The following is a 26,463-nucleotide window of genomic DNA, read 5'->3' on the forward strand; positions in this document are numbered from 1 at the left end:
AGAATTGGTCTGTTTAAATTGAAGATTAAAGTCTCATATCAATCACGATACGGCCGTCAATTTTACCCTGCTCCATACGCTCAAAAATATCGTTAATATTTTCAAGCGGTTCAACATGGATATGCGCCTTAACCTTGCCGCGCGCTGCAATATCCAGTGCTTCTTTCAAGTCCAGACGCGTTCCGACAATCGAACCGCGCACGGTAATCCCTTCCAGCACCATATTAAAAATCGACAAGTCAAAGGTTCCTGCTGGCAAACCGTTTAAAACCATCGTGCCACCACGACGAACAATCGCCACCGCCTGTTCAAATGCCTTTGGTGATACTGCGGTCACCAAAACCCCGTGGCAACCCTCACCCGTGGCTTTCATGACTTCTTCCTTGACGTCCACGTTCCGGGCATTAATGGCTACATCGGCACCCAAGTTTTTAGCCAGTTCCAGTTTAGAATCATCTACATCAATTGCCACCACATTAAAACCCATGGTCTTGGCATACTGAATTGCCACATGGCCTAGGCCACCAATCCCGGAAATAGCCACCCAGTCCCCGGTTTTGGCCTCCGTCATTTTCAAACCTTTATAGACTGTCACGCCAGCACACAGAATCGGGGCGATTTCCAGCAGATCAACACCTTCCGGAATTACACCAACGTAGTCACCATCTGCCAGGCAATATTCAGCAAAACTGCCATTCACTGAATAACCCGAATTTTGCTGTTTCTTGCACAAGGTTTCCCAGCCAGCATAGCAATGATCACAATGACCACATGCAGAATACAGCCACGGAACACCAACAATATCACCCACCTTTAAATGTTCTATCCCCTCACCAACTTCAATGACTTCACCCACGCCTTCATGTCCAGGAACAAAAGGTAAAGTCGGCTTTACCGGCCAATCCCCATGCATGGCATGCAGATCGGTATGACAAACACCTGTTGCAATAATTTTTACCAGTACTTTTCCTGGACTGATTTTCGGAATTTCCAGCTCTTGTATTTGCAGCGGCTGGTTAAATGCCGTAACCACCGCGGCTTTCATTGTATTTGTCATATTGATGTTCTCCATATTACACATACTGAGAAGACTCTTGTTGAAGGAGCCACAGCTCCACTATATCGAACAATAAATCATCAAAATGAGGGGATTTGTATTGGATTTGATCGCTTTAGATGCGCTTGCCGTTCAGCAGCACAAGGGTTGCCGGCTCTAAAATGATTATTTCTTAATTGAAGCCGAGTTGAAAAAATCCCTTGTACGCTTATACATAACAGTAAGGCATAGCCAGTCTTGCAAAGCCGGGATTCAGGCAACTGATACAAACTAAAAATGTCGAGTTTAGCTAAAATTTTTACTGAGATTTATAGAGTGAAGATGATTGTTAAGGGTGAGTTTTCCATCTTAGCGATGAGGTTCATCCTTATCGATTCATGAATCTTACTGTACATGCCATTGTTTAAAAGCGGCCTGTATCGCCTGTTTTTCTTTAGACGAGGCTAGACGGCTTTCCATAGCAGAAAAATCACCCTTATATGCAGAAGCAACCATGGATTTTGCCAGTTCCTCAATACTCTTTCGACCCTGCTGTTTATAAGCCAGGATTTCATCCTGCGTTAATACCAGGTCCCAGCAGGACACCACTGAACTCATGTCGACGGCAATACTGAGATAATAATGGGTATTGTCTTGGTAGAGTTCCCAAAAGTGCGGTTCATGTTCAATAAGGTTCATCTAAAACCATCAGCGTGCAAAATAGATACTTTCAATCTATACCCAATCCCTGCTGATAAGATATGCAACTTTAGATGTTATTTTTACACTGCTGAAATGAAATCCAAATTCTTTGACTTGAAGTAACCCAGTAAAAGCCAATTGTTCTAAACGAAAACTATAAATCATCTAAAAATTAGAGATAGCGAGTTTAAAGGAAAGAATGGATAAGCCTTTTAAGCTCGACATTATGAGTACTGCGCTATTTTCTATTTTCCTTGTATATAATTGATGTTTTTATTAAAAAACGTTAGATACTTCTCGTTTTTCCTATAATATGTACAAATAGAAAGCACAGAAAAATATTTTATAATATGAAAAAAATGATTCTAGTGGTGGTCTGTTTCGTAATCATGGTTTATGGCATGTTGCATTTCATCATGCCTGAAAAAACCATCCCACCTTTAAATCAATTTTTTTCTCGACCCGTAAAAGATGTCCAACTGATTCAAGACTGGCTCAAACATAATCAACAACAGCAGTTGTTATTGGTGGATGTCATCCAATCGGTCAGCCCAAAGCAAACTGGTCCGTATGTTGAATACATCAAACAACGAATTGAATTTAATCAGCAAAATATCCAGCGTATTAAGCTCAGTCACTACAAAAGCAAAGCATTTAAAGAAATTCAACAGCTGGAAATTCATGCCTTGCAACAATGGAATAATGTCCATCAAAGCAATATTGTAGAGGCTTTTGAACAGCAACAACATTTTCTAGATGTGCCAATTAGCGAATTGGAACAACTGGACACTGAAGCACGTTACGCGCTTCAACAGCAAGAAGTGAACGTATTGCAACGCCTGCAACAGTTGATCCAGCAAGACAGCGATTATGTTGCAGATATTGACCACAGCCTGCTTGGTGACTGGCTTGATTACCATTTGATGCAACATGAGCTTCACCCGATCATTGCCGAATGGCAAAATCCTTCCTCCACTGCCCCAGGGGATCGTTTAGAAGCGTTGCAAGATTTACAATTTTATAAACGTTTTCAGCCAGATACAGATGAATATCAATACATCATGGCGCTTTCTACTCAGCTTTGGCATGTCGAATATTCTGCGTCGTCCAATCTGGTCTCGGCAAACGCTCGGCCTATTTCATATGCCGATCAAGTTGGAGAAGAAATTATCGTTCCGGAAGACCCACCAAAAGCTGAAAAATTAAAGCAACAGATTAAGATTCAAGACGACAAGGTAAGTGATCTGTTATTGGGTCAGCTCAGACAGGCTTTCTTTAAAGAAGAACAGAATTAAATATAGAAAATTCACTCGGCTTTTTAAGCAGGAATCATCTCTTGGGGAAAGTAGAGAAAATTTAAAAACGATAGTCTAAAGCTAATTTTTAAGTACCTGTTTTTAAGTATAAAACATTTTAAAAACTCTATATTCAAATAAAAAAACCACCCTTTCGGGTGGTTTTTTCAATCTCAAACCGTGTCTTATTGAGCGCGGTTTTTGATTTTGCGGATGGTTTCCAGCTGTGCAGCAGTTTCTGCAAGAGCAGCAAGCGCAGCAGCAGAGTCCAAGTCGCTCTTTTGATTTGCTAGCAATTGTTCAGCTTGTTTACGAGCTTCAATAATTGCTGCTTCATCAAGGTTGTCAGCACGTACTGCAGTGTCTGCAAGTACAGTAACAACGTGCGGTTGAACTTCTAGTACACCACCAGATACATAGATTAACTCTTCTGTACCGTTTTCAAGCAGAACGCGGATTGCGCCCGGCTTGAGTAAAGTTACCAGCGGAGCATGGCCAGGCATAATACCCAACTCACCGCCAGCACCTTTAGCAATTAGCATAGTTACAGTGCCTGAGTACAAAGACTCTTTAACACTTACAACGTCACATTGCATAGTCGCCATGAGAATCTCCTAAATTAGGTAGCTAATTAAAGTTTCTCGGCTTTAGCAATCACTTCGTCAATACCACCAACCATATAGAACGCTTGTTCTGGGATGTGATCGTATTCACCAGCTAGAAGACCTTTAAAGCCACGAATTGTTTCTTTAAGCGGTACAAGTTTACCAGGAGCACCAGTAAACACTTCAGCTACGTGGAACGGTTGAGAGAAGAAACGTTGGATCTTACGTGCACGGTATACAGTAAGTTTGTCTTCTTCAGCCAATTCGTCCATACCAAGAATCGCGATAATGTCTTTCAGTTCTTTATAACGTTGAAGAACGTTTTGAACTGAACGAGCAATTTCGTAATGCTCAGTACCTACAACTAATGGATCTAACTGACGTGAAGTAGAGTCAAGTGGATCGATCGCTGGGTAAATACCAGAAGATGCGATGTCACGGCTCAATACTACAGTTGCGTCCAAGTGAGCGAAGGTAGTAGCAGGCGATGGATCTGTTAAGTCATCGGCAGGTACGTATACCGCTTGGATTGACGTAATAGAACCAGACTTAGTAGAAGTAATACGTTCTTGAAGAACACCCATCTCTTCTGCAAGAGTCGGCTGGTAACCTACTGCAGATGGCATACGACCTAGAAGTGCTGATACTTCAGTACCCGCTAGTGTATAACGGTAGATGTTGTCAACGAACAATAGTACGTCACGGCCTTTACCGTTCTCGTCTTTCTCATCACGGAAGTACTCAGCCATGGTCAAACCAGTCAACGCTACGCGTAAACGGTTACCCGGTGGCTCGTTCATCTGACCGTAAACCATCGCTACTTTGTCAAGAACGTTAGAGTCTTTCATCTCGTGATAGAAGTCGTTACCTTCACGAGTACGCTCACCAACACCAGCAAACACAGATAAACCTGAGTGAGCTTTAGCGATGTTGTTGATCAACTCCATCATGTTTACAGTTTTACCAACACCGGCACCACCGAACAGACCAACTTTACCACCTTTAGCGAACGGGCAAAGCAAGTCGATGACTTTAATACCAGTTTCTAAAAGGTCAGTAGACGCTGCTTGTTCAGCATAAGAAGGTGCTTGACGGTGAATCGGCAAACGTTCTTCAGTTGCAACTGGACCAGCTTCGTCGATCGGGCGACCAAGAACGTCCATGATACGGCCTAAACATGCAGTACCTACAGGTACAGAGATAGGCGCGCCAGTGTTAGTTACGTTCAAACCACGTTTAAGACCTTCAGTAGATCCCATTGCGATGGTACGAACTACGCCATCACCAAGTTGTTGCTGAACTTCTAAAGTAGTTTCAGTACCGTCAACTTGGAGAGCGTCATAGATCTTAGGAACGCTGTTACGTTCAAACTCGACGTCGATAACCGCGCCGATGATCTGAATGATACGACCGCTACTCATTGCTGTCTCCTCAATTCAAACTAATAATGTTAAACGGCAGCGGCACCACCAACGATCTCAGAAATTTCCTGAGTAATCGCGGCTTGACGCAGCTTGTTATAAATAAGTTGTAGGCTCTTGATCAGCTCGCCCGCGTTATCTGTTGCAGCTTTCATTGCAACCATACGTGCAGACTGTTCACACGCGATGTTTTCAATCACGCCTTGATAAACCATAGACTCGATGTAACGAACCAATAAACCATTTAAAAGCTCTTCAGCTTCTGGTTCATAGATATAGTCCCAACCGTATTGACGGTTCAGGCCTTCGCTTTCTTCAGCAGCTGCTAAAGGAACGAGCTGTTCGATCTTTTGGTTTTGAGTCATGGCATTGACAAAGCCGTTTGACACCAGATAAATACGATCTAACTCGCCTTTATCATAAGCGTCCAACATCACCTGTACAGAACCAGTTAACTGTTCAAGACTTGGCGCATCACCTACGTTTGTAGTTGCACCAAGCACTTTACCGCCGTAGTTTTTAAAAAACGAAACCGCTTTTTGACCAATTAAAGCAAATTGAACTTCAATTGACTGCTCTTGTTGCTGTTGGACGTGTTTAACCACTTTCTTGAACAGGTTAATGTTCAAGCCACCAGCAAGGCCGCGATCTGATGACACAATGATATAGCCAACGCGCTTAACCGGGCGTTCAACCATATAACGGTGTTTGTATTCAGGGTTCGCTTGTACCAAATGAGCAATTACACGGTGCATATTTTCGGCATACGGACGGCCCTGAGCCATGCGCTCTTGCGCACGACGCATCTTAGAAGCTGCTACCATCTGCATCGCGCGAGTAATTTTCTGCGTGCTTTTGATACTAGCTACTTTGGCGCGAATTTCTTTTAAATTTGCCATACGCTTAACCTAGTATTCGAAAGCTCTTTCGAGCTTCCGAAGGTTGATCCGTGAACCAAACCAGAACTAAATTCAACAAAGTTGAAACTTAGTAAGTTTGAGTCGCTTTGAAGCTTTCAATACCTGCTTTGATTGCAGCTTCGATGTCTTTGTTGTAATCACCAGTTTCATCGATTTTTTGCATTAACGCAGCATTTTCTGAACGGAAGTAAGCAATTAACGCAGCATCAAATGCAACGATTTTCTTCACTTCAACGTCAGCCATGTAGCCTTCGTTAGATGCATAAATTGAAACAGCCTGGTCAGCAATTGAGTAAGGAGCATATTGTTTTTGCTTCATTAACTCAGTTACACGTTGACCATGTTCAAGTTGCTTACGAGTTGCTTCGTCAAGGTCAGAAGCGAACTGAGCAAACGCTGCCAATTCACGGTATTGCGCCAAAGCGGTACGGATACCACCAGACAATTTCTTGATGATCTTGGTTTGAGCAGAACCACCAACACGAGATACAGAGATACCCGCGTTCACAGCAGGACGGATACCCGCGTTGAACAATGATGTTTCAAGGAAGATCTGACCATCAGTAATCGAAATTACGTTTGTTGGTACGAATGCAGATACGTCACCGGCTTGAGTTTCAATAATCGGCAATGCAGTTAATGAACCAGTTTGGCCTTTAACTTCACCGTTAGTGAATTTCTCAACGTAGTCAGCAGATACACGAGAAGCACGTTCAAGTAAACGGCTGTGTAAATAGAATACGTCACCAGGATATGCTTCACGACCTGGTGGACGACGTAAAAGCAATGAAATTTGACGGTAAGCAACAGCTTGTTTAGACAGGTCATCATAAATGATAAGCGCGTCTTCACCGCGGTCACGGAAGTACTCGCCCATTGTACAGCCAGCATAAGGAGCCAGATACTGCATTGCTGCAGGATCAGCTGCAGCTGCAGCTACAACAGTTGTGTACGCCATAGCGCCAGTTTCTTCAAGCTTGCGCACTACGTTAGCAATAGTCGATTGTTTTTGACCAATAGCTACGTATACACATTTAATGCCAGAGTTTTTCTGAGCGATGATAGCATCGATCGCCATTGCTGTTTTACCAGTTTGACGGTCACCAATGATCAACTCACGTTGACCACGGCCTACAGGGATCATTGTATCTACTGACTTATAACCAGTTTGTACAGGTTCATCCACTGATTGACGCCAAATTACGCCTGGTGCTACTTTTTCAACAGCATCAGTAAGTTTTGCATCAATAGGGCCTTTACCATCAATCGGGTTACCCAAAGCATCTACTACACGGCCTAAAAGTTCTGGACCAACCGGAACTTCTAATACACGACCTGTGCAACGCGCTTTTTGACCTTCTTGAAGGCTTAAGTAGTTACCTAAGACAACGGCACCCACTGAATCCTGTTCTAGGTTCAGTGCCATACCAAATAAGCCGCCGTCGAATTCGATCATTTCACCGTACATTGCATCAGCAAGGCCGTGAATACGCACAATACCGTCGGAAACCATAACAATGGTCCCTTCGTTCTTAGCGGTCGCGCTGGTGTCCAGATCGCCGATACGCTGTTTAATGAGCGCACTGATCTCGGATGGATTCAGTTGTTGCATTGCGCTATACCTCAATCTTTTTAAAGTTCAGTCTTCTTTTACGCAGTAATTTTTTATCAATAATTACGCAAGAAGACGAGTCCGCATTTTTTCAAGCTTGTTAAGCGCAGAATCATCTATCACTTGGTCGCCTGCACGAATAACTACACCAGCAATTAATTCTGGTTTAACTTCTACAGAAACATTTACCGCAGCGTTAAAGCGTTTTTTCAACGCATCTGCAAGTACTTGTTCTTGTGTAGAAGACAATGGGAATGCTGATTCAATCACAACATCCACAGTGTTGTTATTCTGTGATTTGAGCTGTTCGTATTCTGCTTCAATTTCAGGAAGAAGAGTCAAACGGTCATTTTCAGCAAGCAATGTCAAAAAGTTTGACACTGCTGCAGTTTGATCTTCACCTAAAACTTTAGCAAAAAGACTCACCTGCTCTGCAGGAGTAAGCTCAGGGCGATTTAAGTAAGCTGAAAATGCTTCGTCTTGCACCGCAGCACTGAGCAAAGTTAATGCATTTGACCAAGCGTCAGTTGCACCTTGCTCAGAAGCGTAAGCAAATGCTGCTTTAGCGTATGGGCGTGCCAACGTCAAGAGTTCAGCCATAATCCGCCTCTCTTAAAGTTTAGCAGCCAGCTGAGTCAGCATGGCATTGTGAGCTTCTGCGTCAACTTGCTGGGTCAGAATTTTTTCTGCGCCGGCAACTGCAAGAGCAGCAACTTGTTGACGTAATTCTTCGCGAGCAGCATTGATTTCAGTATCAACAGCTTCTTTCGCCTGTTGACGAATACGCTCACCTTCAGCAGCTGCTTGAGTACGCGCTTCTTCTACCAATTGCGCACCGCGACGGTTCGCTTGTTCGATCAATTGAGCCGCTTGTGCTTTAGCTGCGTCTAATTCAGCTTTCACTTGAGCTTGCGCATCGGCAAGGTCAGCTTTTGCTTTTTCAGCAGCGTTTAAGCCATCAGCGATTTTACGCTGACGCTCACTAATCGCATTGATTAGTGGTGGCCATACAAACTTCATGCAGAATGCGACGAAAATCGCAAATGCAATCGCTTGGCCAATCAATGTGAGGTTGATATTCATTGCTATTCCTCAATGGTTTAATTTAGGAATTAAGCTGATTAACCTACAAATGGATTAGCGAAGATGAAGAACAAGCCAATACCAACACCGATCATAGGCACAGCATCAAGAAGACCCGCGATTAAGAACATACGAGTTTGAAGTTGTGGAGCCAATTCTGGTTGACGAGCAACAGCTTCAAGGAAGCGACCGCCTAAAAGACCAAAACCAATCGCAGTACCTAAAGCACCGAAAGCGATCAAGATAGCAGATGCAATTGCAACTAGACCTAAAGTGAGTTCCATGATAATTCCTCAGAGGTTAGGTATATACCAAATTAAAGTAAAAAATTAAGCCCAACCATCCTTTGACAGTCAGGCAATACCATTAATGTTTTTCGCTAGCCATACTCAAGTATACGATAGTCAGCATCATGAAAATGAACGCCTGTAACGTAATAACAAGAATGTGGAAGATCGCCCAAGGCACAGACAACGCCCACTGGATCCAGAACGGTAATAACGCGATGAGGATGAAGATTAACTCACCTGCATACATGTTACCGAAAAGTCGTAGAGCCAATGAAACTGGACGTGCAAGGAATGTTACGAGTTCCAGAATCAAGTTCACTGGAATGAGCAACGCTTTTGCAACTGGGTTACTTGGGTTAAATGGGTTGAGTGCTAACTCGCCGACGAAACCGCCGATGCCCTTTTCACGGATGCTATAGAACAAGATAAGCACAAATACCGACAATGACATACCAAGGGTAACGTTAGGGTCAGTAGATGGAACGATCTTGAAGTAAACGTGATGCGGGTCCATGCCAAATACATTTGCACCGATCAGTTGAGCTGTATACGGGATAAAGTCAACCGGGATCAAGTCCATTGCGTTCATGAGGAAAATCCACACGAAAATGGTCAGTGCAAGTGGTGCAATTAAGCGTGACTTGCCATGGAAAGTGTCGCGGACACTTGAGTCAACAAACTCGATGATCATTTCGATTGCAGACTGGAACTTGGTAGGAACACCAGCGTTTGCAGCTTTCGCTACTAACCAGAACAACAAACAGAAAACCACACCGAGAGTGATAGACCAACCCATTGAATCCAAGTGAATAGCAGTGAACCCCATCTGTTGAGCTTCATCAGCAGTCTCAGCCAATTTCCAAGAACCATCCGGCATTTTGCCATAGGTTAAATTGGTCAAGTGATGCTTGATGTACTCGGTCGAAGTAAGGGCATGTTCTTCAGCAGCCATAAATCACACCTGGTCAATGTCAAATACTAAATAGAGAGAACGAACATCGCGTGCTGCCTGATATCTCGTTCTTCTCCTAAAAAACTTTTCAATTTTTTGTTGTGTTTAAACTTATTTCCGGAGTCGTGACGCCCAAAAAGGTGCGACCCACGTCATCGTCTGAACAAGTATAAATCCACAAAACAATGCCACCGCTGACAACGGTTTGACAGTGCTTAAAATTAAAATGAAACCAACAATCACAATTGCAAACTTGCCCATCAAGCCTCTATACATGTTCGACAGAACCTGTTTTGAAGCCCGTGCACCTGCTGCTCGAAACGATTGCCAAGAAAAATAACAACTTGCAAGCCAGCACACCAACGCACCAAGTGCGGCGCTGTAAGCTGCAGTTGAGTCTTTCACGACCCACGCTATCAAGGCTGAAACAGGAATCATGCATGCTTGTAAAATGACTAAAGCTTTCGCTAATCGTCGGTCAATCATGCGACTAGTTCGGCTCATTATTTATTCACTCACAGCATTCATGCTTGACAAATTTAGCTGATGATCGTTTTTAATCGCAGGCATTATAGAGTTACACCCCTGAACATGCAATCTTTTCCCGACCTAAGTCGGATTTTTTTCGTTGCATAAATCGCTTTTCAACTCATCCATTGCTGCTTAATTTTTGCATCATTTCCGTGCATTTTGTACACACTTATAGGTTTGATCGGCAAGTTTCTTCCACGCCAGCACGAAATCCCCTTCCCCGCCCATACTTTCATCAACCGCCTGGAAAGTCACCGGATTCAATTTCTGGTACTGGTTTTTGCTGGCATGCCCTTCTGCCAGAAGGCACATATTGCGAGCCGGGCGGCTATCATTTAAATACTTGATTTGGGCGATGGTCGGTGCCACATGCGGATCATCGGTCAATGCACCGTAAAACTTCAGGTTTAAAGCGCGTTCCAGATATTGATAGGCATCGTGATATGCCCAATACGGTTTCACTGTCACATTGCTATTGTATTGCTGTGCACTCAGCAGCATCTCTTGGGCAAAGCGTTTGGCATTGGCCCAATAAGCTTCTTTATATTCCGGTAATTGCTGTGAACGTAGGGCTGCAATAAAAAAGCCGATGCGTACCGCATTGTTGGGATCGAGCCACACATGCGTATCGACCGTATTGTTCAACGCCACACCACGGGTAGTACGCTGCGGCAGGGTTTGCACAATTCCTGAATCCAGAATGGCAATCGCTTTGGGCGTATCGGATAACAGCTTGTTCAGCGGCGCTTCATGTGCCTTACCCAGCCAGATCACCAGTGAGGCGTCCAGAATGGCTTTGCGATGCGCTGGCGTCAGGGTAACGTCATGTCCAGACTGATCTCCCAGCAAGAGCACAGGCTTCTCCACGCCCTGAGTCACTTCCTGAGCAATCAGATAAATTGGATGCGTAGAAACCACCAGACTTTGTGTCCAGCCAAAGCTACTGAATAAGGCTAGCGCACAAAATGCAAAGAAACGGGACATAGAAGAAAATCACCAAATACTCAATAAGTGTTATAATATAACAAATTGACAAAAATACCTACGTTTAATCGAAACCGGTATTGCTTCATGTTAAGATTTAATGTCCTTTGATTTTTATAAATTTCGCACTTGAGGTTTTGCTATGAGCTTATGTTCGCACGAACATCACAATGCATTACATGGCGTACATGACCATCATAATATAGCAACACGCCTTGCTGAAGCAGAAAGTCTCTGTGCAATGACTGGCGCACGCTTAACCCCATTACGCAAAGAAGTGCTGGAACTGATTCTAAATGCCAGCGGCCCCATGGGTGCCTATGACTTGCTGGCTAAAATCAAGAGCGAATCTGACCGTCCTGCTGCGCCACCAACGGTATATCGTACTTTGGACTTTTTACTGGAAAAAGGCTTAATCCATCGTCTCACCTCGATTAATGCCTATATTCCTTGTTGTCATCCGCGTGAAGGACATCAGGCGGCATTTTTAATCTGTACTGTTTGCAAAAATGTAAAAGAAGCCTCGGCTCAGGGTTTATTAAAACAGTTAGATGAACTTTCAGCCTCTGATCAATTTACTGCACAACACAGTATTATTGAAATTTCTGGGATATGTCAGCAGTGCCACAACAAACAGTAACCGTCAATCCGCTGATTGCCCTGGATAAAATCAGTGTACGGATTGATGACCGTGACATCTTAAAGAATGTAGATTTCGCCTTACATGAGCGGGAAATTGTCACGCTGATCGGTCCGAATGGCGCGGGAAAATCTACCCTGATTAAAGTGCTGTTGGGGATTGTAAAAGCCAATTCAGGCAAAATTCATAGCCATAAAAAACTCAAGTTTTCCTATGTGCCGCAAAAGTTTAATCCATCACACAGTCTGCCTTTGCGTGTGCAGGATTTACTGGCTTTAGAACACTGCGATGCGGATATCAAAGCAGAAATTATTCGCGATACCGGCATTACCAGATTGCAGGATTGTAAAGTTCAGCAGCTTTCAGGCGGGGAACGGCAACGGGTATTACTGGCACGGGCTTTACTGCGTTTGCCCGATGTACTGGTGCTGGATGAACCGATGCAAGGTCTGGACATTCAGTCTGAAGCCGAACTGTATGAATATGTCAGAAGCCTGCCGATCAAATATGGCTGTGCCGTGTTGATGGTCTCTCATGACCTGCAATGGGTGATGCAAGGCACGCATCGGGTCGTGTGTTTAAATAAACACATCTGCTGTAGCGGTTTACCGGAAAATGTGCAACAGCACCCGGAATATCAGGCCATTTTCGGTACCAACCGCGTGTTCTATCAGCATCATCATGACCATTGCGCACATGGTGACTCTGCGACTCCGTGTCAGCATGATCCTCGTCCACATATTCACCCTGAACCGGAAGCTTAAACCATGATGGAATGGTTACAACTCTTGTTACCTGCATGGACCATGGGAACCCTGTTGGTGTTTCTGACGGCTCCGCTGGGCTGTTTAATGTTATGGCGACGGATGTCTTTTTTTGCCGACACCATGGCACATGGCACTTTATTGGGCGTGGCGATTGCAGGGGCTTTAAGCCTGCCGTTATGGTTAGGGGTGAGCTTTCTGGCCTTTTTACTGGTGGCCATTTTATGGGTACTGCATGACCCTCGCTTGCCGAATGATGCCTTGTTGGCTTTATGTTCAGCCACCCTGCTCTGCTCAGGCCTACTGTTTATTCAACATATTCCAAGCCTAAGACCTGAACTGCTGAGCTATCTGTTTGGTGATCTGCTGCAAATTTCCTGGTCAGACTTGCCGGTGTTTGCACTGGTGATCATTGCCGCTTTAGCGGTGCTGTATATAAACTGGAAAGCTCAAATTCAGATTGCGATTGACCCGGATATGGCGGTGAGCGAAGGCGTAAATGCCAAATGGCAACGTCTGGTGTTTATGCTGCTGCTGGCCCTCTTTACCGTATTGGCTTTGCGTGCAGTCGGTTCATTGTTGATGGGTGCTTTACTGGTGATTCCGGCATTAACGGCACGTTTGCTGGCAAACTCGCCCAAACAGATGGTGGTGTGGGCTTTTGTGATTGCACAAATCGGGATTAGTGTCGGGCTATGGTCCAGTGCCGGTTTAGACACCTCAACAGGCTTAACCATTGTCCTGACCATGGCAATTTTGTTTGCGGTGATTTTTGCCGTGCAAAAAGTGAAAAAGATGGCTTAGTCTTTCCTATCTATCCATCATTTTAAGGTACTTTTATTTTTTAAAATCTCTCCTTTGCGAACTCAGCATATATTGAGGATGGTTACCTTCTTAAAGGAGAGAGAAAACTATTTTTACTGATGCACCAGACTCAACAAACTCGCCGCACAGGCAAACAACACGGCAAAGGTACGGTTTAAAATTTTCTGCTGTTTCGGCGATTTCAGCAAACGCAAAACTTTGGCCGCCAAGCCTGTGTAACCCGCCATTACAATCAGGTCAATTGTCACCATTGTGACTGCCATAATCAGATACTGAATCCACTGTGGTTTAGACAAGTCTAGAAACTGGGGCAATACGGCCAGTAAAAACACAATGGCTTTCGGGTTGCTCATATTGACCAGAAAGCCATACAAAACCAATTTAGGAATCGACTTATCCGGTTGTTCCTGTTGAATTTCAATAGATTGTGCAGGTGCTCGCCATTGCAAATAAGCCAGATATAACAAGTACAACACCCCAAACCATTTCACCACCAGGAAAGCCCAAGGTGTGGTGGCAAATAGCACCCCTACCCCTGCAGCAACAATCCCGATTTGCACTAAAAGTGCCAGCTGTAAACCCAGTGCATTCCAATAGCCACGGCGAAAGCCATAATTCAGACCACTGGACATTGAAGCAATTGCACCTGCTCCAGGAGAAATGCTGATGACCCAGCATGCCAGCATATAGGCAAGCCAAACTTGGTAAGACATAAAAGACAAGGAGATAAAAAGACCGGCTTATTATATGACTTTTCACCTTTTAAATGCTTGAAAAATTGATCTTCAAAAATAAGCATTGGGCTATTCACCTTGGCAGTGATAAGGCACAATAAAGCCAGCCACGTATTTTATAAAAATTGTTAGGAGCCATGTATGACTGCCCAATCTGTAATTTTACCGTTACCTTCAGATCATGCCCGGTTTATTGTTTTACGTTTAAAAGACTTAACGATTGAAGAGTTAAAAGAAAAACTTGCAGATTTATTTAGCACACGTGACCGTTTAATCACGCAGCACCCAAATGCACAGATTAAAACAGGGGTCGCCTTTGGTCCGGAGCTTTGGACAAGACTTTATCATCAAACTCCTGCCGGCTTTAAGCAGTTAGATCCCATTCAAGGTGCATTCCAGATGCCTGTTGTTCCTGCTGACGTGCTGATTCATATTGCTAGTGCACGCGCAGACATCTGTTTTGCCTTAAGCCAGTCCTTTTTTAAAGGCATTCAAGACAAAGTGGAAGTACTGGATGAACGGGTATGTTTCCGTTATTTCGACGGGCGTGACATTACCGGCTTTATCGATGGTACGGAAAATCCGCAATTCCCGGATGACCGTGCCGAAGTCGCTTTACTCGGTGAAGATGCCGGAGTTTTTGCTGATGGTTCATTTGTATTTGCACAGCGCTATGCACACAACCTGGAAAAATGGAAAAAATTAAAAGTGGACGCTCAGGAAAATGTGATGGGTCGAACCAAGTTAGAGTCGATTGAACTGGATGATGAGGTGAAGCCGGAAAATGCCCATATTGCCCGGGTTGTGATTGAAGATGATAAAGGCGACGAAATGGAAATTTTACGTCACTCCCTTCCTTATGGAGAAGGCCGTGGTGACCAAGGTTTGTTCTTTATTGCCTATACCAAAAACTTAAACATTATTGACCATATGCTGGAACATATGTTTGGTACAGCTGGTGACGGCATTCATGACCGTCTGCTTCACTTTGTGACACCAATGGACGGAGCTTATTACTTTGCGCCGAGTGAAGAGTTACTGGATGAAGTTTTGGAAGGGTGAGTTGCAAAGTAAAAAGAGATTGGAGATTTTCAATCTCTTTTAGCTAATCAAGTATTTATAATATATATAAAATTTAACTTAATATTATTTTTATTATCTACAGAATCTGTATAAATGAAATTACCCTGTTTATCAATCAAAGGCTTTGTTGTATAAATATTCTCAGGTCGAGTGTGGAACTGCTTGATGAGTGAGCTTAAGAGCAAACCAGAGTCCACTTTTTTTATATCAGTGAAATTATAAATATCTTATGATCTTTTGTTAATTGATGGTGTTTACATCAAATAACTGCGTACCGCTGAACATAAAGAAAAATCCCCTTTAATTTCAATAGTAAATGAGATTTTTCTTTATACTTTAATTACAATGATCATTTAAAACTTTTTGAGGTACTTTTCTTTTATACGTATTAAATTTTTTAGCTATATTTCTATTTTCATTTCCAATAAATGATTTATTGATAACCAAATCCATATCACCATCACTTACTTTAACTTGGTCATTTGCTATGAGATCTTTCAAATCATCATCAACAACAATCAATCCATTTTTATATCTATATTTTAAATAATTTGTTGAAATTAAATTATTTTTTTTAAAATTAAATTTGTATTTTTCTTGACCTACCTCTCCATAAATACTAAGTATAAGTAAACAACTATCTCCTTGCTTTACTAATTCTATTCCACCACCTTCTGCACTAATTCCTTGATCTGTTAAGTCAAGTTCAAATATTTTTTTAGTGGATAAATTAGTTTTAGCTGATAAATTACACCCTGTTAAAAATATAAAAGTAAGAAGCAAAATTTTTACCATGAGAATTCGCTTATTAAACATCATATTTCACCTTTAAAGGATTCCCACCAGCATCTTTAGTTAATTGTCTAAGCTGAGCCATATTTTTTCCTGTTTTTAATTGGAAGTGCGGATTATCAACTATTGTTTTCCAATCTCCCCCCCATTCCAGTCCAATACTTTTTCCTACAAGAGCAATTTTCTTTAGGATTTTAATATTTGTAGCATCGGACTTTGCATCCATGTGAAGTTTACCATCCTCCCATAATGGGAAAACATCAACAGCTAAAGCGAAATTATGATTACTTTGCCCCCCTTTTGCATTTGTTACAATATTACCCGAAGCGGTTCTTCCTTTTGCATATAAAGCATCTTGTTGTGCATATGTACGATAGTCTTGAACAATGACAAGTTGTACCTGATGCTTAGTATATACATCATTAATAAACTTCCTAATTAAAGCTCTCACCTGTGGATGCAACCTTCCAATTGCTTTTTCATTTCTTTGAGAAACTTTGGAAGAAACTGGTATTTGTGACTCTACTTTTGCTATAGGAGTCTCTTCCTTATTTTTTGATGCATCTTGTTTTACTGTTGGGGGCATTGCAGTTTTTGTCTCTTCTTTCTTCTTCTCAGGCTGGGGTTTAGATACGGGAGATGCCACTTTACGGTCATAAACTTTTAGTTTTTGATTTTGGCTAAGTTTATCATTACTTAATCCATTTAATTTATTGATTTCATCAACAGTATTGCCAGTGAGTTTAGCAATTAAAGGTAAACTATCTTTTTGTTGCACCACAATAATCTTGGTTTTTTCCTGCCGAGTTTGTTGTAGTTTTGGTTTACTTTCAGGTGGTGGCATTGATACTTCCACTTTTTTGACAGGAATTTTTAACACTTGTCCAGGATGAATATCAGTATCACTTTTTAAATTATTGATCCTGATCAATTCTGCTGTAGTCGTATGATTATCATCTGCTATTCGAGATAAATAATCACCTTCAGCAACAATGTATGTCGATCTGACATATGTACCCGTTGCTACGTCTTTGGCGGAGAGATTTACCCCTTTTAACAAAACTTTAGGGCTCCGAACAATAAAAGTAGTTTTTTCACCAATAAGCTGTAGCTTAACTTTGGGTTCGTATTTCCCTGACGTAATACTTCTTACTAAAACCTCGATAATTGTGCCAACTGGACGCTTAATCCATACAGATTCACCATTTTCAATCGTAACATGATCGGAGATCAGTATTGAACCAACCCAAAGTTGATGAAACAAGCCATTAATCGGCTGATCAAGAGCATCCAAAAATTTAATATTAGCTAAGCAATCCATAATTATATTTCATCCTCATGTTCATGATCTTCATGTGAACCACAACTACAGTTATATTCAAAATTCTCATCTTCACTTCCATCATCTAATGACACAGACCAGTCATCAACAGTACCAATGAGAATGTCATAATCTTCATTAATGGATGTATTCATTCGTTGAGTTCGACCATGTTGATCGAGTATTCCGGAAATATAGGTATTATTTTTATTGTTAATTAATTTGTATTTAACCTCTGAAAAATTAGCTTCATAAAATAGATCATAAAAATCCCATTTGTTTGTAAAAGTCTTAACATCTTGAATTAAAGGTAAAGTTGGTATTTCAGTTTTAACTTTCCCTCCCCCCACAAAACTATGCTGCCCTGCCTTACTTTCAAACTTGCCACCTGTAGTCGTAAAAATACCTTCTGCATTAATCTTTAACTGTGAACCACCCGCTGTCAGTACAATCTCTTTTGGGCTGATAAGCTCAATTTTATCTTCCGTAGAAATCAGCTTAACAACCTTACGGGCTATGACTTCAATGGCATCATCCTGTGCCTGCAGCTCGACTTTGCCTTTCGCAGCATATGCCCTCACCCCCTGCTGCGCTGCAAACAGGCTGATCTTGTCTTGAGCATGGCTAATGAATGATTTTTGCGTTGAGAAATTAATCGCATCTCCGGCAGTTTGGCTGATCTGTCCATCTGCCGAGAGATGTAAATCTTCATGGGTGACACAGGCGATGGAGTTAGGCGCTGCCAGAATCATCAAGGCCTGCTTAAAAACATTTGCTTTAGCTTCATCCCTGTGTTCCATCTGCTCCAGGAAATGCTTTAAATTGTCTAAAACGGTAAGTGCATCCGTTTGCTGATTTTTCGCCACATCACTTAAGCTTTTTGAATGATTGAAACTATTTTCAAGCTGACTTTTAGCCTGATTCACATCCAAATGATGACCTGCCGCGGTATTTTGCTTGTGTGTGGAAATGAGCAAACCATCACCCGCCCGAACAGCGCCCCATTGATCCGTTCTTAGCTCAAAGCCTTCACCACGGCCCTCACTAGTCTCGGCAGCTTTGGGATGGCTGAGATGCCCCAAATTCAGCTGACTTGCGCCATGGCTGCTTTGCAATTGGGTACTGATCTGTCCAGTGGTGTCATCAAAACGTAGCTGGTTAAAACCGTTTCCATCCACCTCTTGCGAGCGAATACCACTGAGCTTTTTGGTGTCCGGTAACTGCCCCTTGCGATCAAACATGCTCTGATGGCGTTCCGCCTCATGAATCCGCCCTACCACAAAAGGCCGGTCCACATCCCCTTCAAAGAAGTCAATCACCACAATTTCACCAATCCGCGGATGAAAACGTGCACCATAACCTTCACCTGCCCACGGGGTCAGCACATCTACCCAGGCTGAATCGGTATCATTGTCATTGCTGCCGGCTCCGCCATCATGTCCATGATCATCATCACGGGTAAACAAAAAGCGGACTTTGATTCTTCCCCATTGATCCACATAAATGCTTTCACCTTCCGGACCGACCACTCTGGCACGTTGCGGATAGGCTACAGGTCGATGATTTAGGGGATGATATTCAGGCAGCACAGCAATATTGCGTCGCACCAGATACAGCTCATTGGCTTGCCGTTCCTCTCCCGACGGTTGCCAACGGCTTAAACTTACCAGGCTATCCACTTGCCGATGGATGTCTTTCGGCAAATTATTCTGGTTGTAAAAAGCCTTGCCTAAAATCAGGAATTCCTTGTCTGAACCTGAATGCCGATCAATTTCAGGATGATCCAGCAATTCAAACCAGTAACCGACATGGGCATCACGCACGCTACTCTGCGCAGTGAAATATTTGGCCTGCAAGTCCTGGTACTGGCTCAGTTGCCGATTCAGTTTTTCCAGTTGCGGACTGCCTGCAGTGGTGGCCTGATCCGCACCGGTTAAATCCGCTGTCCATGCAGGACTCATGTTCCAGACCTGTTCCAGACTTAAAGTTTCATTGTCTTGCAATTCACTATGTTGATGATGGCTAAGCAGAGAATGACTTTGATCCTGCGATAAGGTATGGGCTTGCCAACGCTGTACCTGCACGGCGGTCGACTGCAAGGACCGTTCGGCAATAAAACCGGTAATGCTGTCAAAAGTCTCCGTGGCATGGCTGCGATGAAAGCGCACCGATCTTCTTTTTAAGGTATTAAACTCATGGTTTTCATCAATTAAACGTAATTTCTGCGCTTGAATTGCTGTGGCCGAACTGGCAACGACATGTTCGGCTTCATCAATCAGCCAATTGATGCCTTCGCTGCGCCACAGCCGGGTTAAAAATTCATAATCGGTTTCATTGGCCTGCATCACAAAAGGACGTACATCATAGTCTCGGCTCAGGCCTTGCATATTTAAACTGAGGCTGGCTGCAAACAGGCGACTTTTGCCTTGCCATTCCTTAAACAGGATTTCACTGATATCGCGCACACTTTTGTTGATAAACACACGACTATTACGGCGCTTGTGCCACAGTGCCGTCGCATCTTCAAGGGTCAGTTTATACAGGGTCAGTGCACCATCGCTTTGGCCCTGGCTGGCAGCAGTAATCACGCCCGTCATCCGGGACAATTCACCGGTATCCGTCACCTGGTCCACAGCCACCTGCCCGCCAATAAATTGTTTGAGCGCAATATGGGCATGCGTCGACAGGCACATCAGTTCAGCTTTTAAGCCCTGATTGATGCGGTGTTGTCCTTCAATGCGTTGAATAAAGACCTGAGCATTCAGCAATTCATTGGAAAACTGGATATGCAGGGCGCGCTTTTGCAAACTTAAGCCCATACTGTCCATCAGCATGTGAATATTCTTTAACATCATGATTTATTATTGTTATAGGGTTATTTTAATTTGAGACGCATTCTAGAAAATGTTGTTTTTTTAGTCCAGTAGGTTTTTTGTTAATTTTATCCATCAGCGCAATTCTGTTAAATGAATGAAATTAGATAAAAATGTGCAGAGATTAAAGCCATTGCTTTATTCTGCTGCGAGACGCTTGCTGTTACACTGAAAAGCATAAGAATATTGAAGAGCTCGGGTCATGATTGAGATTCATTCCAAACTACCGGCACAGGGTGTCACCATTTTCAGCGTAATGACCGCCATGGCGCATCGCCTGAATGCCTTAAATCTCTCTCAAGGTTTTCCCGACTTTGCCGCGCCACCGGCCCTACTCCAAGCCTTAAGCCAGGCAACAATGGATGGTTTCAATCAATATGCACCCAGTGATGGCTTGATTTCGCTGCGTGAACAGGTGGCCCAGCAATTTTTAAAACGCGATCAACTGGTGATTGACCCCATTACTGAAATCACCATCACGCCTGGAGCCACGATTGCCATTTTTGTTGCCATTCAGGCGCTGATCCATGCCGAAGATGAAGTGATTATTTTCGACCCCTGTTATGACAGTTATGGTCCCAGCGTGAAACTGGTGGGGGGTAAGGCCGTTCACATTTCCCTGACAGCCCCACAATTTTCAGTGGACTGGAACCGGGTAAAAGATGCCATCAATGACCGGACCCGGATGATCATTGTGAATACCCCGCACAATCCAAGCGGTGCCATCTGGTCACGTCAGGATTGGTTAACTTTAATTGAACTGATTCGGGATAAAAATATCATTGTCCTATCCGACGAAGTTTATGAACACCTGATTTATGACGGTCAGAAGCATTATTCAGCCTTGTCCTTTCCGGAACTTCGCGACCGCAGCATAGTAATCGGTTCATTTGGTAAAACCTTTCACGTGACCGGCTGGAAAACCGGATATTGCATTGCCTCGCCTGAACTGACGAAAATATTCAGACAAGTGTATCAGTTTGCCAGTTTCTGCGGCGTGACACCGGTACAGATGGCGCTGGCCACGTTTATGCAGCAGCATCCGGAGCATATTGAGGGACTTGCAGAGTTTTATCAGGATAAACGTGACCTGTTTAATTCAGGCCTGCGAAATTCGCGCTTTCATTTTACCCCTTCACAAGGGACATATTTCCAGAACCTGAATTACAGTGCCATCCGCCCCGATCTGGATGATGTCGAGATGTGTAAGTTCTTGGCCCAACAGCATGGCATTGTTGCCATTCCCATATCGGTGTTTTATCAGCAGGCACCGGAAAATTTACGTTTAATCCGCTTCTGTTTTGCCAAAAAAGATGAAACTTTAGAGCAGGCAACCACCATTTTATCGGCTGTTTAAATGCATCATTTGCAATCAAATTCCGCCTTGATTACCGAAAAACTAAGGCTTGTTTAAGCTAACTCAGGTAGGGTTAGCAATAGAACCAAAAGATATAAAAAAATTACAGGATGTTCCATGCCCCATCATCAACCTCTGGTCAGCCAGCAGAAACTCTGGAAAACATTTTTAGTTTTTCTGTTGCCCTTGATTGCGACCAATATTTTGCAAAACCTGTCAGGAACCATTAATACCATTTTTGTCGGGCAAATGATGGGGGTGAAGGCCATTGCAGCGGTGGCTGTATTCTTTCCGATTTTGTTCTGCCTGCTGGCTTTTGTGATTGGACTTTCCTCAGGAGCAACGGTATTGGTTGGGCAGGCCTGGGGAGCGCAAAATATTGAAAAAGTGCGCTATGTGGTGGGGTCTACCCTGTTTATGACCTTAACTGGCGGCAGTATGATTGCGCTGTTGGGGGTGCTTTTTGCCAAGCATATTTTACTGGCTCTGGGTACAGCTCCTGATGTCATGCACCTGTCGTTGCCTTTTGTACAGTGGATGATGGCTGGTAGCCCCTTATTATTTATTTATATTATTTACACCTCCATTTTACGTGGCGTCGGTGACAGTACCACCCCGCTAATTGCTTCTGGCATGACTATTCTGATTGGTGTGCTCGTTACGCCTGTGCTGATTGCAGGCTATTTTGGCTTTCCGAAAATGGGCATTATTGCTCCGGCAATTGCGACCGCTGTCGGTTATCTGGCGGTACTGGTGTTTTTGGCCATGTATCTGAATAAAAAGGATCATCCGCTCAAGCCTGACCGTCATTTGCTCAGCCATATTCGCCATCACCCAGAACTGAGTAGAATTATTCTGCGTTTGAGCATTCCTACCGGGGTGCAGATGGTAACCACTTCGGTTGCCGGACTGGTCATTGTCGGACTGGTCAACCGTTATGGTTCACATGCAACCGCGGCCTATGGGGCAGTCAATCAGGTACTGAACTACATTCAATTTCCCGCCCTGTCTATTTCAATTGCCGCTTCCATTTTTGCAGCACAGGCCATTGGTGCAGGAAAGTCGGATCTGCTCAACAAGGTTACGCGTACTGCACTCGGGATGAATATTGTCATTACCGGCGGATTGGTGGCTTTGGCTTATCTGTTCTCCAAATATCTGATGGCGCTGTTTATCACCGACCCGACGGTGGTGGTCCTGGGGCAACAATTATTGTTTATCGTGCTGTGGTCCATCCTGTTTTTTGGGGCCAGCGCCATTTTTGCTTCCATCATGCGTGCCAGTGGCACCGTGACCCTCCCCATGCTGATTAATATCGCCGCGATTTTATTGATTGAAGTGCCCTGTGCCTACCTGTTCAGCCGATGGTGGGGTTTGCAAGGGATCTGGTATGCCTATGCTTTGGCCTTCGTCATCTTGTGCATCATGCAAGGGCTGTATTACCAATTTGTGTGGAAGAAAAAAACTGTGACTGCCCTCATTTAAACTGCTTACTGATTTAAAAAAGATTTGCCGGAATGCCTTAGAAATAGGATTAATGCTCTTATCCCATATAGGTTATAAGGATTTAATTTTATCGTATTTTTCAAGCCTGCTGTTCCTTGTTATAAACCTGTTGAAAATCAATGATTACAACAGAGTATGACCATGGCAAAACGACAAATTAAACTGGGTGCTTTTATTCCAACCACTTCACAGCACGCTGCGGGCTGGCGCCATCCGCAGTCACGTCCACAGCATCATTTAAGCATTGATTATGCGATTGAACTGGCAAAAACTGCCGAGAAAGGTTTGTTTGATGCTTACTTCCTTGCCGATGGTTTGTCGGTGAATTGGAGTCATGGGGCTTCCAAAAGCAAGCAAAGTATGGGCTATAGCGACAAGGTGGTCGGTTTTGAACCGGTGACCTTGTTTGCTACCATTTCAGCTGTGACAAAACATATCGGTTTTATTGCCACTGCATCCACCACCTATGAAGATCCCTACCTTTTGGCCCGTAAATACGCCTCTTTAGATCATATTTCCAAGGGTCGTGCCGCCTGGAATGTGGTCACCACCATTTCGGCGGATACTGCCCGCAACTTTGGTTTCACTGCGCATCCGGATGCCAAAATCCGTTATGAACGCGCAGATGAATTTATTGAAGTGGTGCAAAAACTTTGGGACTCCTGGGAAGATAATGCTTTTCTTTATGATAAAGAAAGCGGTCAATTCTTCGATGCAGACAAAGTGCATGAACCCCTGCATACAGGCAAACATTTCAGCGTGCAAGGTCCACTAAATGTGTCTCGCCCACCACAAGGGTATCCGGTGATTGTGCAAGCCGGTCAGTCGGAAGATGGCCGTGAACTGGCCGCAAAATATGCCGAAGTCATTTTCACGGCGCAGCAGAGTTTAAGCGATGCCCAGGCCTTTTACCGTGATGTTAAAACACGTTTAACTAAATATGGCCGCCATACCGATGACCTGAAAATCATGCCGGGCGTATCGGTTTTTGTGGCAAAAACTGAACAGGAAGCCCAGGAAAAATACCAGTTATTAAACAGCCTGATTCACCCGGATGTTGGCCTAGGCTTACTTTCCGGTTTGGCAGGCCATATTGATCTTTCAAAATTTGACCTGGATGCCCCCTTCCCGCAACTGGAAGAAGCCGAGATCAATTTCTCTAGCCGTCAGCAGATGATGATTGATATTGCACGTAAGCATAACTTTAGCATTCGCCAGCTGTATGAATATATTGCCTCAGCACGCGGTCACTGGACCTTGATTGGTACTCCCGAGCAGGTGGTGGATCAGCTGCAAAACTGGTTTGAAAATGAAGCAGCAGATGGCTTCAATGTCTTGCCGCCGTCTACCCCTGCCGGCCTGGATGATTTTGTGAATTTGATTGTGCCAGAACTGCAACGCCGTGGCCTGTTCCGTACTGCATATGAAGGAACTACTTTACGTGAAAATCTGGGCTTAAAACGTCCTGAAAATCAGTATGTCCTTGCCAGACAGGCAAGCAAAGCGTCTTGATTGAGCTGAAACACATGTTCCGCTTGGAGCATGTGTTTTATACCCATAAAAAAATTATGCCTTTTTCATCCTCAGCATATTCAATGCAAATTTTAAGCTGAATACATGACAACACAACAACAGCCAAGCTGTTGATATAACAACAATAAATAAAATAAAAAATATTAAATATATGATTTTTAATACTTATTTTATTGGCACGCTCTTTGAACTAGATAAAACCATACCCAACCACATAGAACAGGTTTTCACATGTCAAAACGTCAAATACGCTTAGGGGCTTTTGTACCCGGAACATCACAACATGTTGCCGGCTGGCGCCATCCGCAAGCTCGTCCACAAGACAGCCACAACTTAAACTATTTTATAGAACTGGCCAAAACGGCTGAACGTGGCTTATTTGACGCCTATTTCCTGGCGGATGTTCCCGTGACCGTCGATCCGGAGACCACACCGAACCTGGGTTTAACCGGCGGTTTTTCTGCGGGGCTTGAGCCTGTTTCCCTGTTTTCTGCTCTGGCAGCTGTGACCAAGCATATAGGCTTTATCGCTACAGCATCGACCACTTATGAAGAGCCTTATAACCTGGCACGCAAGTTTGCTTCACTCGATCATTTATCCGAAGGACGTGCTGCCTGGAATGTGGTCACGACTGCGGGCATCCCTGTGGCTAAAAATTTTGGTTTAAGCGATGCTCCACACCCGAAAGAGCGTTATGAACGTGCCGATGAATTTATCCAGGTGGCACAAAAACTTTGGGATACTTGGGAAGATGATGCCTTTGAATATAATAAAGAAACAGGACAATTCTTTGATGGCAAGAAAATTCACCCACCGCGTTTTAAAGGCAAGCATCTCGCGGTACATGGTGGATTGAATGTGGCACGTCCACCCCAAGGTTATCCTGTGATTGTTCAGGCGGGTCAATCGGAAGATGGTCGTGAACTGGCGGCAAAATTTGCGGAAGTGATATTCACGGCCCAGCAAAAACTTGAAGATGCCCAAGCCTTCTACCGTGATGTAAAAGGCCGTTTAGCCAAATATGGCCGTCATGCCGATGACCTGAAAATCATGCCAGGTGTATCCATTTTTGTTGGCAAGACAGAAGAAGAAGCACGGGCCAAATATGATGAACTGAACAGCTATATTCATCCGAGCTTGGGTCTGTCTTTAATCCAGCAACTGGGCGGTTTTACCGAAGACCTGTCAAAATTTGATCTGGATCAGCCTCTCCCTGAGCATATTGGACAAATAGAAAATGGCGCCAGCCGTAACCAATTGATTCTAGAGATTGCACGTAAAAACAATTTCACTATTCGTGAGCTTTATCAATGGGTGGCAAGTGCGCGTGGTCACTGGACCATTATTGGTACGCCAGAACAGGTGGTGGATGAATTACAAGCCTGGTTTGAAAATGAAGCCGCGGATGGCTTTAATATTCTGCCGCCAACCACGCCTGCCAGCCTGGATGACTTTGTTGATTTGGTAGTCCCCGAACTGCAACGTCGTGGCCTGTTCCGTACCGAGTATGAAGGCAAAACCTTACGCGAAAACTTAGGTTTGAAACGCCCTGAAAACCAGTATGTGCTGGCTGTTCAGCAAGTCAAAGCATCTTAATTTAAACA

25 protein-coding genes are annotated in these 26,463 nt (G+C 43.7%); 9 read left to right on the top strand and 16 right to left on the bottom strand.

Annotated elements, in window-relative coordinates; genetic code table 11:
* Positions 1-25: 25 nt before the first annotated feature.
* Both adhP and BLP85_RS10340 read right to left on the bottom strand, forming a co-directional pair.
* Positions 26-1,057, bottom strand: coding sequence for an alcohol dehydrogenase AdhP (gene adhP / locus BLP85_RS10335; protein ID WP_092820011.1), 1,032 nt, complete (start codon positions 1,055-1,057; stop codon positions 26-28).
* A gap of 384 nt (positions 1,058-1,441) precedes the next feature.
* Complete coding sequence (locus BLP85_RS10340; protein WP_092820012.1) at positions 1,442-1,735, bottom strand: hypothetical protein; 294 nt, start codon at positions 1,733-1,735, stop codon at positions 1,442-1,444.
* A 353-nt stretch (positions 1,736-2,088) separates the two neighbouring features.
* Between BLP85_RS10340 and BLP85_RS10345 the strand changes: the two genes are divergently transcribed.
* Entirely contained in the window at positions 2,089-3,033 is a 945-nt protein-coding gene (locus BLP85_RS10345) for a hypothetical protein (protein ID WP_092820013.1), read from the top strand.
* A gap of 185 nt (positions 3,034-3,218) precedes the next feature.
* Here BLP85_RS10345 and BLP85_RS10350 read toward each other — a convergent pair whose 3' ends face one another.
* The 10 genes from BLP85_RS10350 to BLP85_RS10395 all read right to left on the bottom strand — a co-directional run bounded on the left by BLP85_RS10350 (position 3,219) and on the right by BLP85_RS10395 (position 11,431).
* Positions 3,219-3,638, bottom strand: coding sequence for a F0F1 ATP synthase subunit epsilon (locus BLP85_RS10350; protein ID WP_086196636.1), 420 nt, complete (start codon positions 3,636-3,638; stop codon positions 3,219-3,221).
* Between the two features lie 26 nt (positions 3,639-3,664).
* A complete protein-coding gene (gene atpD / locus BLP85_RS10355) occupies positions 3,665-5,059 on the bottom strand; it encodes a F0F1 ATP synthase subunit beta (RefSeq protein WP_092820014.1) in 1,395 nt (464 codons plus the stop codon).
* A 29-nt stretch (positions 5,060-5,088) separates the two neighbouring features.
* Positions 5,089-5,958, bottom strand: a complete 870-nt coding sequence (gene atpG, locus BLP85_RS10360; protein WP_086196638.1) for a F0F1 ATP synthase subunit gamma — start codon at positions 5,956-5,958, stop codon at positions 5,089-5,091.
* 88 nt (positions 5,959-6,046) lie between these two features.
* A complete protein-coding gene (gene atpA / locus BLP85_RS10365) occupies positions 6,047-7,591 on the bottom strand; it encodes a F0F1 ATP synthase subunit alpha (protein ID WP_092820015.1) in 1,545 nt (514 codons plus the stop codon).
* A gap of 63 nt (positions 7,592-7,654) precedes the next feature.
* On the bottom strand, positions 7,655-8,191 hold the full coding sequence (locus BLP85_RS10370) for a F0F1 ATP synthase subunit delta (protein WP_092820016.1): 537 nt from the start codon (positions 8,189-8,191) through the stop codon (positions 7,655-7,657).
* A 12-nt stretch (positions 8,192-8,203) separates the two neighbouring features.
* A complete protein-coding gene (locus tag BLP85_RS10375) occupies positions 8,204-8,674 on the bottom strand; it encodes a F0F1 ATP synthase subunit B (protein WP_092820017.1) in 471 nt (156 codons plus the stop codon).
* Positions 8,675-8,712: 38 nt separating this feature from the next.
* Positions 8,713-8,958: a F0F1 ATP synthase subunit C gene (atpE, locus tag BLP85_RS10380; protein WP_000424060.1), complete on the bottom strand. Its 246-nt coding sequence runs from the start codon at positions 8,956-8,958 to the stop codon at positions 8,713-8,715.
* Positions 8,959-9,040: 82 nt separating this feature from the next.
* Positions 9,041-9,916, bottom strand: a complete 876-nt coding sequence (gene atpB, locus BLP85_RS10385) for a F0F1 ATP synthase subunit A (protein WP_092820018.1) — start codon at positions 9,914-9,916, stop codon at positions 9,041-9,043.
* 111 nt (positions 9,917-10,027) lie between these two features.
* Entirely contained in the window at positions 10,028-10,420 is a 393-nt protein-coding gene (locus tag BLP85_RS10390) for an ATP synthase subunit I (protein WP_092820019.1), read from the bottom strand.
* A 171-nt stretch (positions 10,421-10,591) separates the two neighbouring features.
* Positions 10,592-11,431: a metal ABC transporter solute-binding protein, Zn/Mn family gene (locus tag BLP85_RS10395; RefSeq protein WP_092820020.1), complete on the bottom strand. Its 840-nt coding sequence runs from the start codon at positions 11,429-11,431 to the stop codon at positions 10,592-10,594.
* A 142-nt stretch (positions 11,432-11,573) separates the two neighbouring features.
* On the opposite strand from BLP85_RS10395, the gene BLP85_RS10400 reads away from it, so the two are divergent.
* The 3 genes from BLP85_RS10400 to znuB are packed head-to-tail and all read left to right on the top strand — an operon-like array spanning position 11,574 to position 13,639.
* The gene (locus BLP85_RS10400) at positions 11,574-12,071 is read left to right on the top strand and encodes a transcriptional repressor (protein ID WP_092820021.1); all 498 of its coding nucleotides are present in this window, start codon (positions 11,574-11,576) and stop codon (positions 12,069-12,071) included.
* A complete protein-coding gene (gene znuC, locus BLP85_RS10405) occupies positions 12,044-12,835 on the top strand; it encodes a zinc ABC transporter ATP-binding protein ZnuC (protein ID WP_092820022.1) in 792 nt (263 codons plus the stop codon). Before BLP85_RS10400 ends, znuC begins: the two co-directional genes overlap by 28 nt.
* Positions 12,836-12,838: 3 nt before the next feature.
* Positions 12,839-13,639 carry a zinc ABC transporter permease subunit ZnuB gene (gene znuB, locus BLP85_RS10410; protein WP_092820023.1) on the top strand — a complete coding sequence of 267 codons (801 nt, stop codon included), beginning with the start codon at positions 12,839-12,841 and terminating at the stop codon, positions 13,637-13,639.
* 113 nt (positions 13,640-13,752) lie between these two features.
* On the opposite strand, the gene BLP85_RS10415 is transcribed toward znuB, so the two are convergent.
* Positions 13,753-14,373 carry a LysE family transporter gene (locus BLP85_RS10415; RefSeq protein WP_092820024.1) on the bottom strand — a complete coding sequence of 207 codons (621 nt, stop codon included), beginning with the start codon at positions 14,371-14,373 and terminating at the stop codon, positions 13,753-13,755.
* A gap of 162 nt (positions 14,374-14,535) precedes the next feature.
* Between BLP85_RS10415 and BLP85_RS10420 the strand changes: the two genes are divergently transcribed.
* On the top strand, positions 14,536-15,456 hold the full coding sequence (locus tag BLP85_RS10420) for a Dyp-type peroxidase (protein ID WP_092820025.1): 921 nt from the start codon (positions 14,536-14,538) through the stop codon (positions 15,454-15,456).
* Between the two features lie 357 nt (positions 15,457-15,813).
* On the opposite strand, the gene BLP85_RS10425 is transcribed toward BLP85_RS10420, so the two are convergent.
* Genes BLP85_RS10425 through BLP85_RS10435 form a run of 3 tightly spaced genes read right to left on the bottom strand, consistent with a single transcriptional unit; the run spans position 15,814 to position 20,442 of the window.
* On the bottom strand, positions 15,814-16,296 hold the full coding sequence (locus tag BLP85_RS10425; RefSeq protein ID WP_228143291.1) for a hypothetical protein: 483 nt from the start codon (positions 16,294-16,296) through the stop codon (positions 15,814-15,816).
* Positions 16,286-17,590 carry a LysM peptidoglycan-binding domain-containing protein gene (locus BLP85_RS10430; protein ID WP_092820027.1) on the bottom strand — a complete coding sequence of 435 codons (1,305 nt, stop codon included), beginning with the start codon at positions 17,588-17,590 and terminating at the stop codon, positions 16,286-16,288. Before BLP85_RS10430 ends, BLP85_RS10425 begins: the two co-directional genes overlap by 11 nt.
* A 2-nt stretch (positions 17,591-17,592) precedes the next feature.
* Positions 17,593-20,442 (bottom strand): type VI secretion system Vgr family protein, encoded by a 2,850-nt coding sequence (locus BLP85_RS10435; protein ID WP_092820128.1) that lies wholly within the window; start codon positions 20,440-20,442, stop codon positions 17,593-17,595.
* A gap of 223 nt (positions 20,443-20,665) precedes the next feature.
* Between BLP85_RS10435 and BLP85_RS10440 the strand changes: the two genes are divergently transcribed.
* From BLP85_RS10440 to BLP85_RS10455, 4 genes are all read left to right on the top strand, one after another.
* On the top strand, positions 20,666-21,820 hold the full coding sequence (locus BLP85_RS10440; protein ID WP_092820028.1) for a methionine aminotransferase: 1,155 nt from the start codon (positions 20,666-20,668) through the stop codon (positions 21,818-21,820).
* 117 nt (positions 21,821-21,937) lie between these two features.
* The gene (locus BLP85_RS10445) at positions 21,938-23,305 is read left to right on the top strand and encodes an MATE family efflux transporter (RefSeq protein WP_092820029.1); all 1,368 of its coding nucleotides are present in this window, start codon (positions 21,938-21,940) and stop codon (positions 23,303-23,305) included.
* A gap of 162 nt (positions 23,306-23,467) precedes the next feature.
* A complete protein-coding gene (locus tag BLP85_RS10450) occupies positions 23,468-24,838 on the top strand; it encodes an LLM class flavin-dependent oxidoreductase (RefSeq protein WP_092820129.1) in 1,371 nt (456 codons plus the stop codon).
* A gap of 252 nt (positions 24,839-25,090) precedes the next feature.
* Positions 25,091-26,455: an LLM class flavin-dependent oxidoreductase gene (locus tag BLP85_RS10455; protein ID WP_092820030.1), complete on the top strand. Its 1,365-nt coding sequence runs from the start codon at positions 25,091-25,093 to the stop codon at positions 26,453-26,455.
* Positions 26,456-26,463 lie beyond the last annotated feature (8 nt).

Source organism: Acinetobacter kookii (genome assembly GCF_900096895.1).
GTDB classification, from domain to species: domain Bacteria; phylum Pseudomonadota; class Gammaproteobacteria; order Pseudomonadales; family Moraxellaceae; genus Acinetobacter; species Acinetobacter kookii.

Excerpts from the sequence above, each read along its gene's own strand:
- BLP85_RS10375 (WP_092820017.1), bottom strand. The coding sequence starts at position 8,674 with ATGAATATCAACCTCACATTGATTGGCCAAGCGATTGCATTTGCGATT.
- BLP85_RS10350 (WP_086196636.1), bottom strand. The coding sequence starts at position 3,638 with ATGGCGACTATGCAATGTGACGTTGTAAGTGTTAAAGAGTCTTTGTAC.
- BLP85_RS10425 (WP_228143291.1), bottom strand. The coding sequence starts at position 16,296 with ATGATGTTTAATAAGCGAATTCTCATGGTAAAAATTTTGCTTCTTACT.
- BLP85_RS10440 (WP_092820028.1), top strand. The coding sequence starts at position 20,666 with ATGATTGAGATTCATTCCAAACTACCGGCACAGGGTGTCACCATTTTC.
- BLP85_RS10450 (WP_092820129.1), top strand. The coding sequence starts at position 23,468 with ATGGCAAAACGACAAATTAAACTGGGTGCTTTTATTCCAACCACTTCA.
- znuB (WP_092820023.1), top strand. The coding sequence starts at position 12,839 with ATGATGGAATGGTTACAACTCTTGTTACCTGCATGGACCATGGGAACC.
- BLP85_RS10435 (WP_092820128.1), bottom strand. The coding sequence starts at position 20,442 with ATGTTAAAGAATATTCACATGCTGATGGACAGTATGGGCTTAAGTTTG.
- BLP85_RS10395 (WP_092820020.1), bottom strand. The coding sequence starts at position 11,431 with ATGTCCCGTTTCTTTGCATTTTGTGCGCTAGCCTTATTCAGTAGCTTT.
- BLP85_RS10400 (WP_092820021.1), top strand. The coding sequence starts at position 11,574 with ATGAGCTTATGTTCGCACGAACATCACAATGCATTACATGGCGTACAT.
- znuC (WP_092820022.1), top strand. The coding sequence starts at position 12,044 with ATGTCAGCAGTGCCACAACAAACAGTAACCGTCAATCCGCTGATTGCC.
- BLP85_RS10455 (WP_092820030.1), top strand. The coding sequence starts at position 25,091 with ATGTCAAAACGTCAAATACGCTTAGGGGCTTTTGTACCCGGAACATCA.
- atpB (WP_092820018.1), bottom strand. The coding sequence starts at position 9,916 with ATGGCTGCTGAAGAACATGCCCTTACTTCGACCGAGTACATCAAGCAT.
- BLP85_RS10340 (WP_092820012.1), bottom strand. The coding sequence starts at position 1,735 with ATGAACCTTATTGAACATGAACCGCACTTTTGGGAACTCTACCAAGAC.
- atpE (WP_000424060.1), bottom strand. The coding sequence starts at position 8,958 with ATGGAACTCACTTTAGGTCTAGTTGCAATTGCATCTGCTATCTTGATC.
- BLP85_RS10390 (WP_092820019.1), bottom strand. The coding sequence starts at position 10,420 with ATGAGCCGAACTAGTCGCATGATTGACCGACGATTAGCGAAAGCTTTA.
- BLP85_RS10370 (WP_092820016.1), bottom strand. The coding sequence starts at position 8,191 with ATGGCTGAACTCTTGACGTTGGCACGCCCATACGCTAAAGCAGCATTT.
- atpA (WP_092820015.1), bottom strand. The coding sequence starts at position 7,591 with ATGCAACAACTGAATCCATCCGAGATCAGTGCGCTCATTAAACAGCGT.
- BLP85_RS10445 (WP_092820029.1), top strand. The coding sequence starts at position 21,938 with ATGCCCCATCATCAACCTCTGGTCAGCCAGCAGAAACTCTGGAAAACA.
- BLP85_RS10345 (WP_092820013.1), top strand. The coding sequence starts at position 2,089 with ATGAAAAAAATGATTCTAGTGGTGGTCTGTTTCGTAATCATGGTTTAT.
- BLP85_RS10420 (WP_092820025.1), top strand. The coding sequence starts at position 14,536 with ATGACTGCCCAATCTGTAATTTTACCGTTACCTTCAGATCATGCCCGG.
- atpG (WP_086196638.1), bottom strand. The coding sequence starts at position 5,958 with ATGGCAAATTTAAAAGAAATTCGCGCCAAAGTAGCTAGTATCAAAAGC.
- atpD (WP_092820014.1), bottom strand. The coding sequence starts at position 5,059 with ATGAGTAGCGGTCGTATCATTCAGATCATCGGCGCGGTTATCGACGTC.
- BLP85_RS10415 (WP_092820024.1), bottom strand. The coding sequence starts at position 14,373 with ATGTCTTACCAAGTTTGGCTTGCCTATATGCTGGCATGCTGGGTCATC.
- BLP85_RS10430 (WP_092820027.1), bottom strand. The coding sequence starts at position 17,590 with ATGGATTGCTTAGCTAATATTAAATTTTTGGATGCTCTTGATCAGCCG.
- adhP (WP_092820011.1), bottom strand. The coding sequence starts at position 1,057 with ATGACAAATACAATGAAAGCCGCGGTGGTTACGGCATTTAACCAGCCG.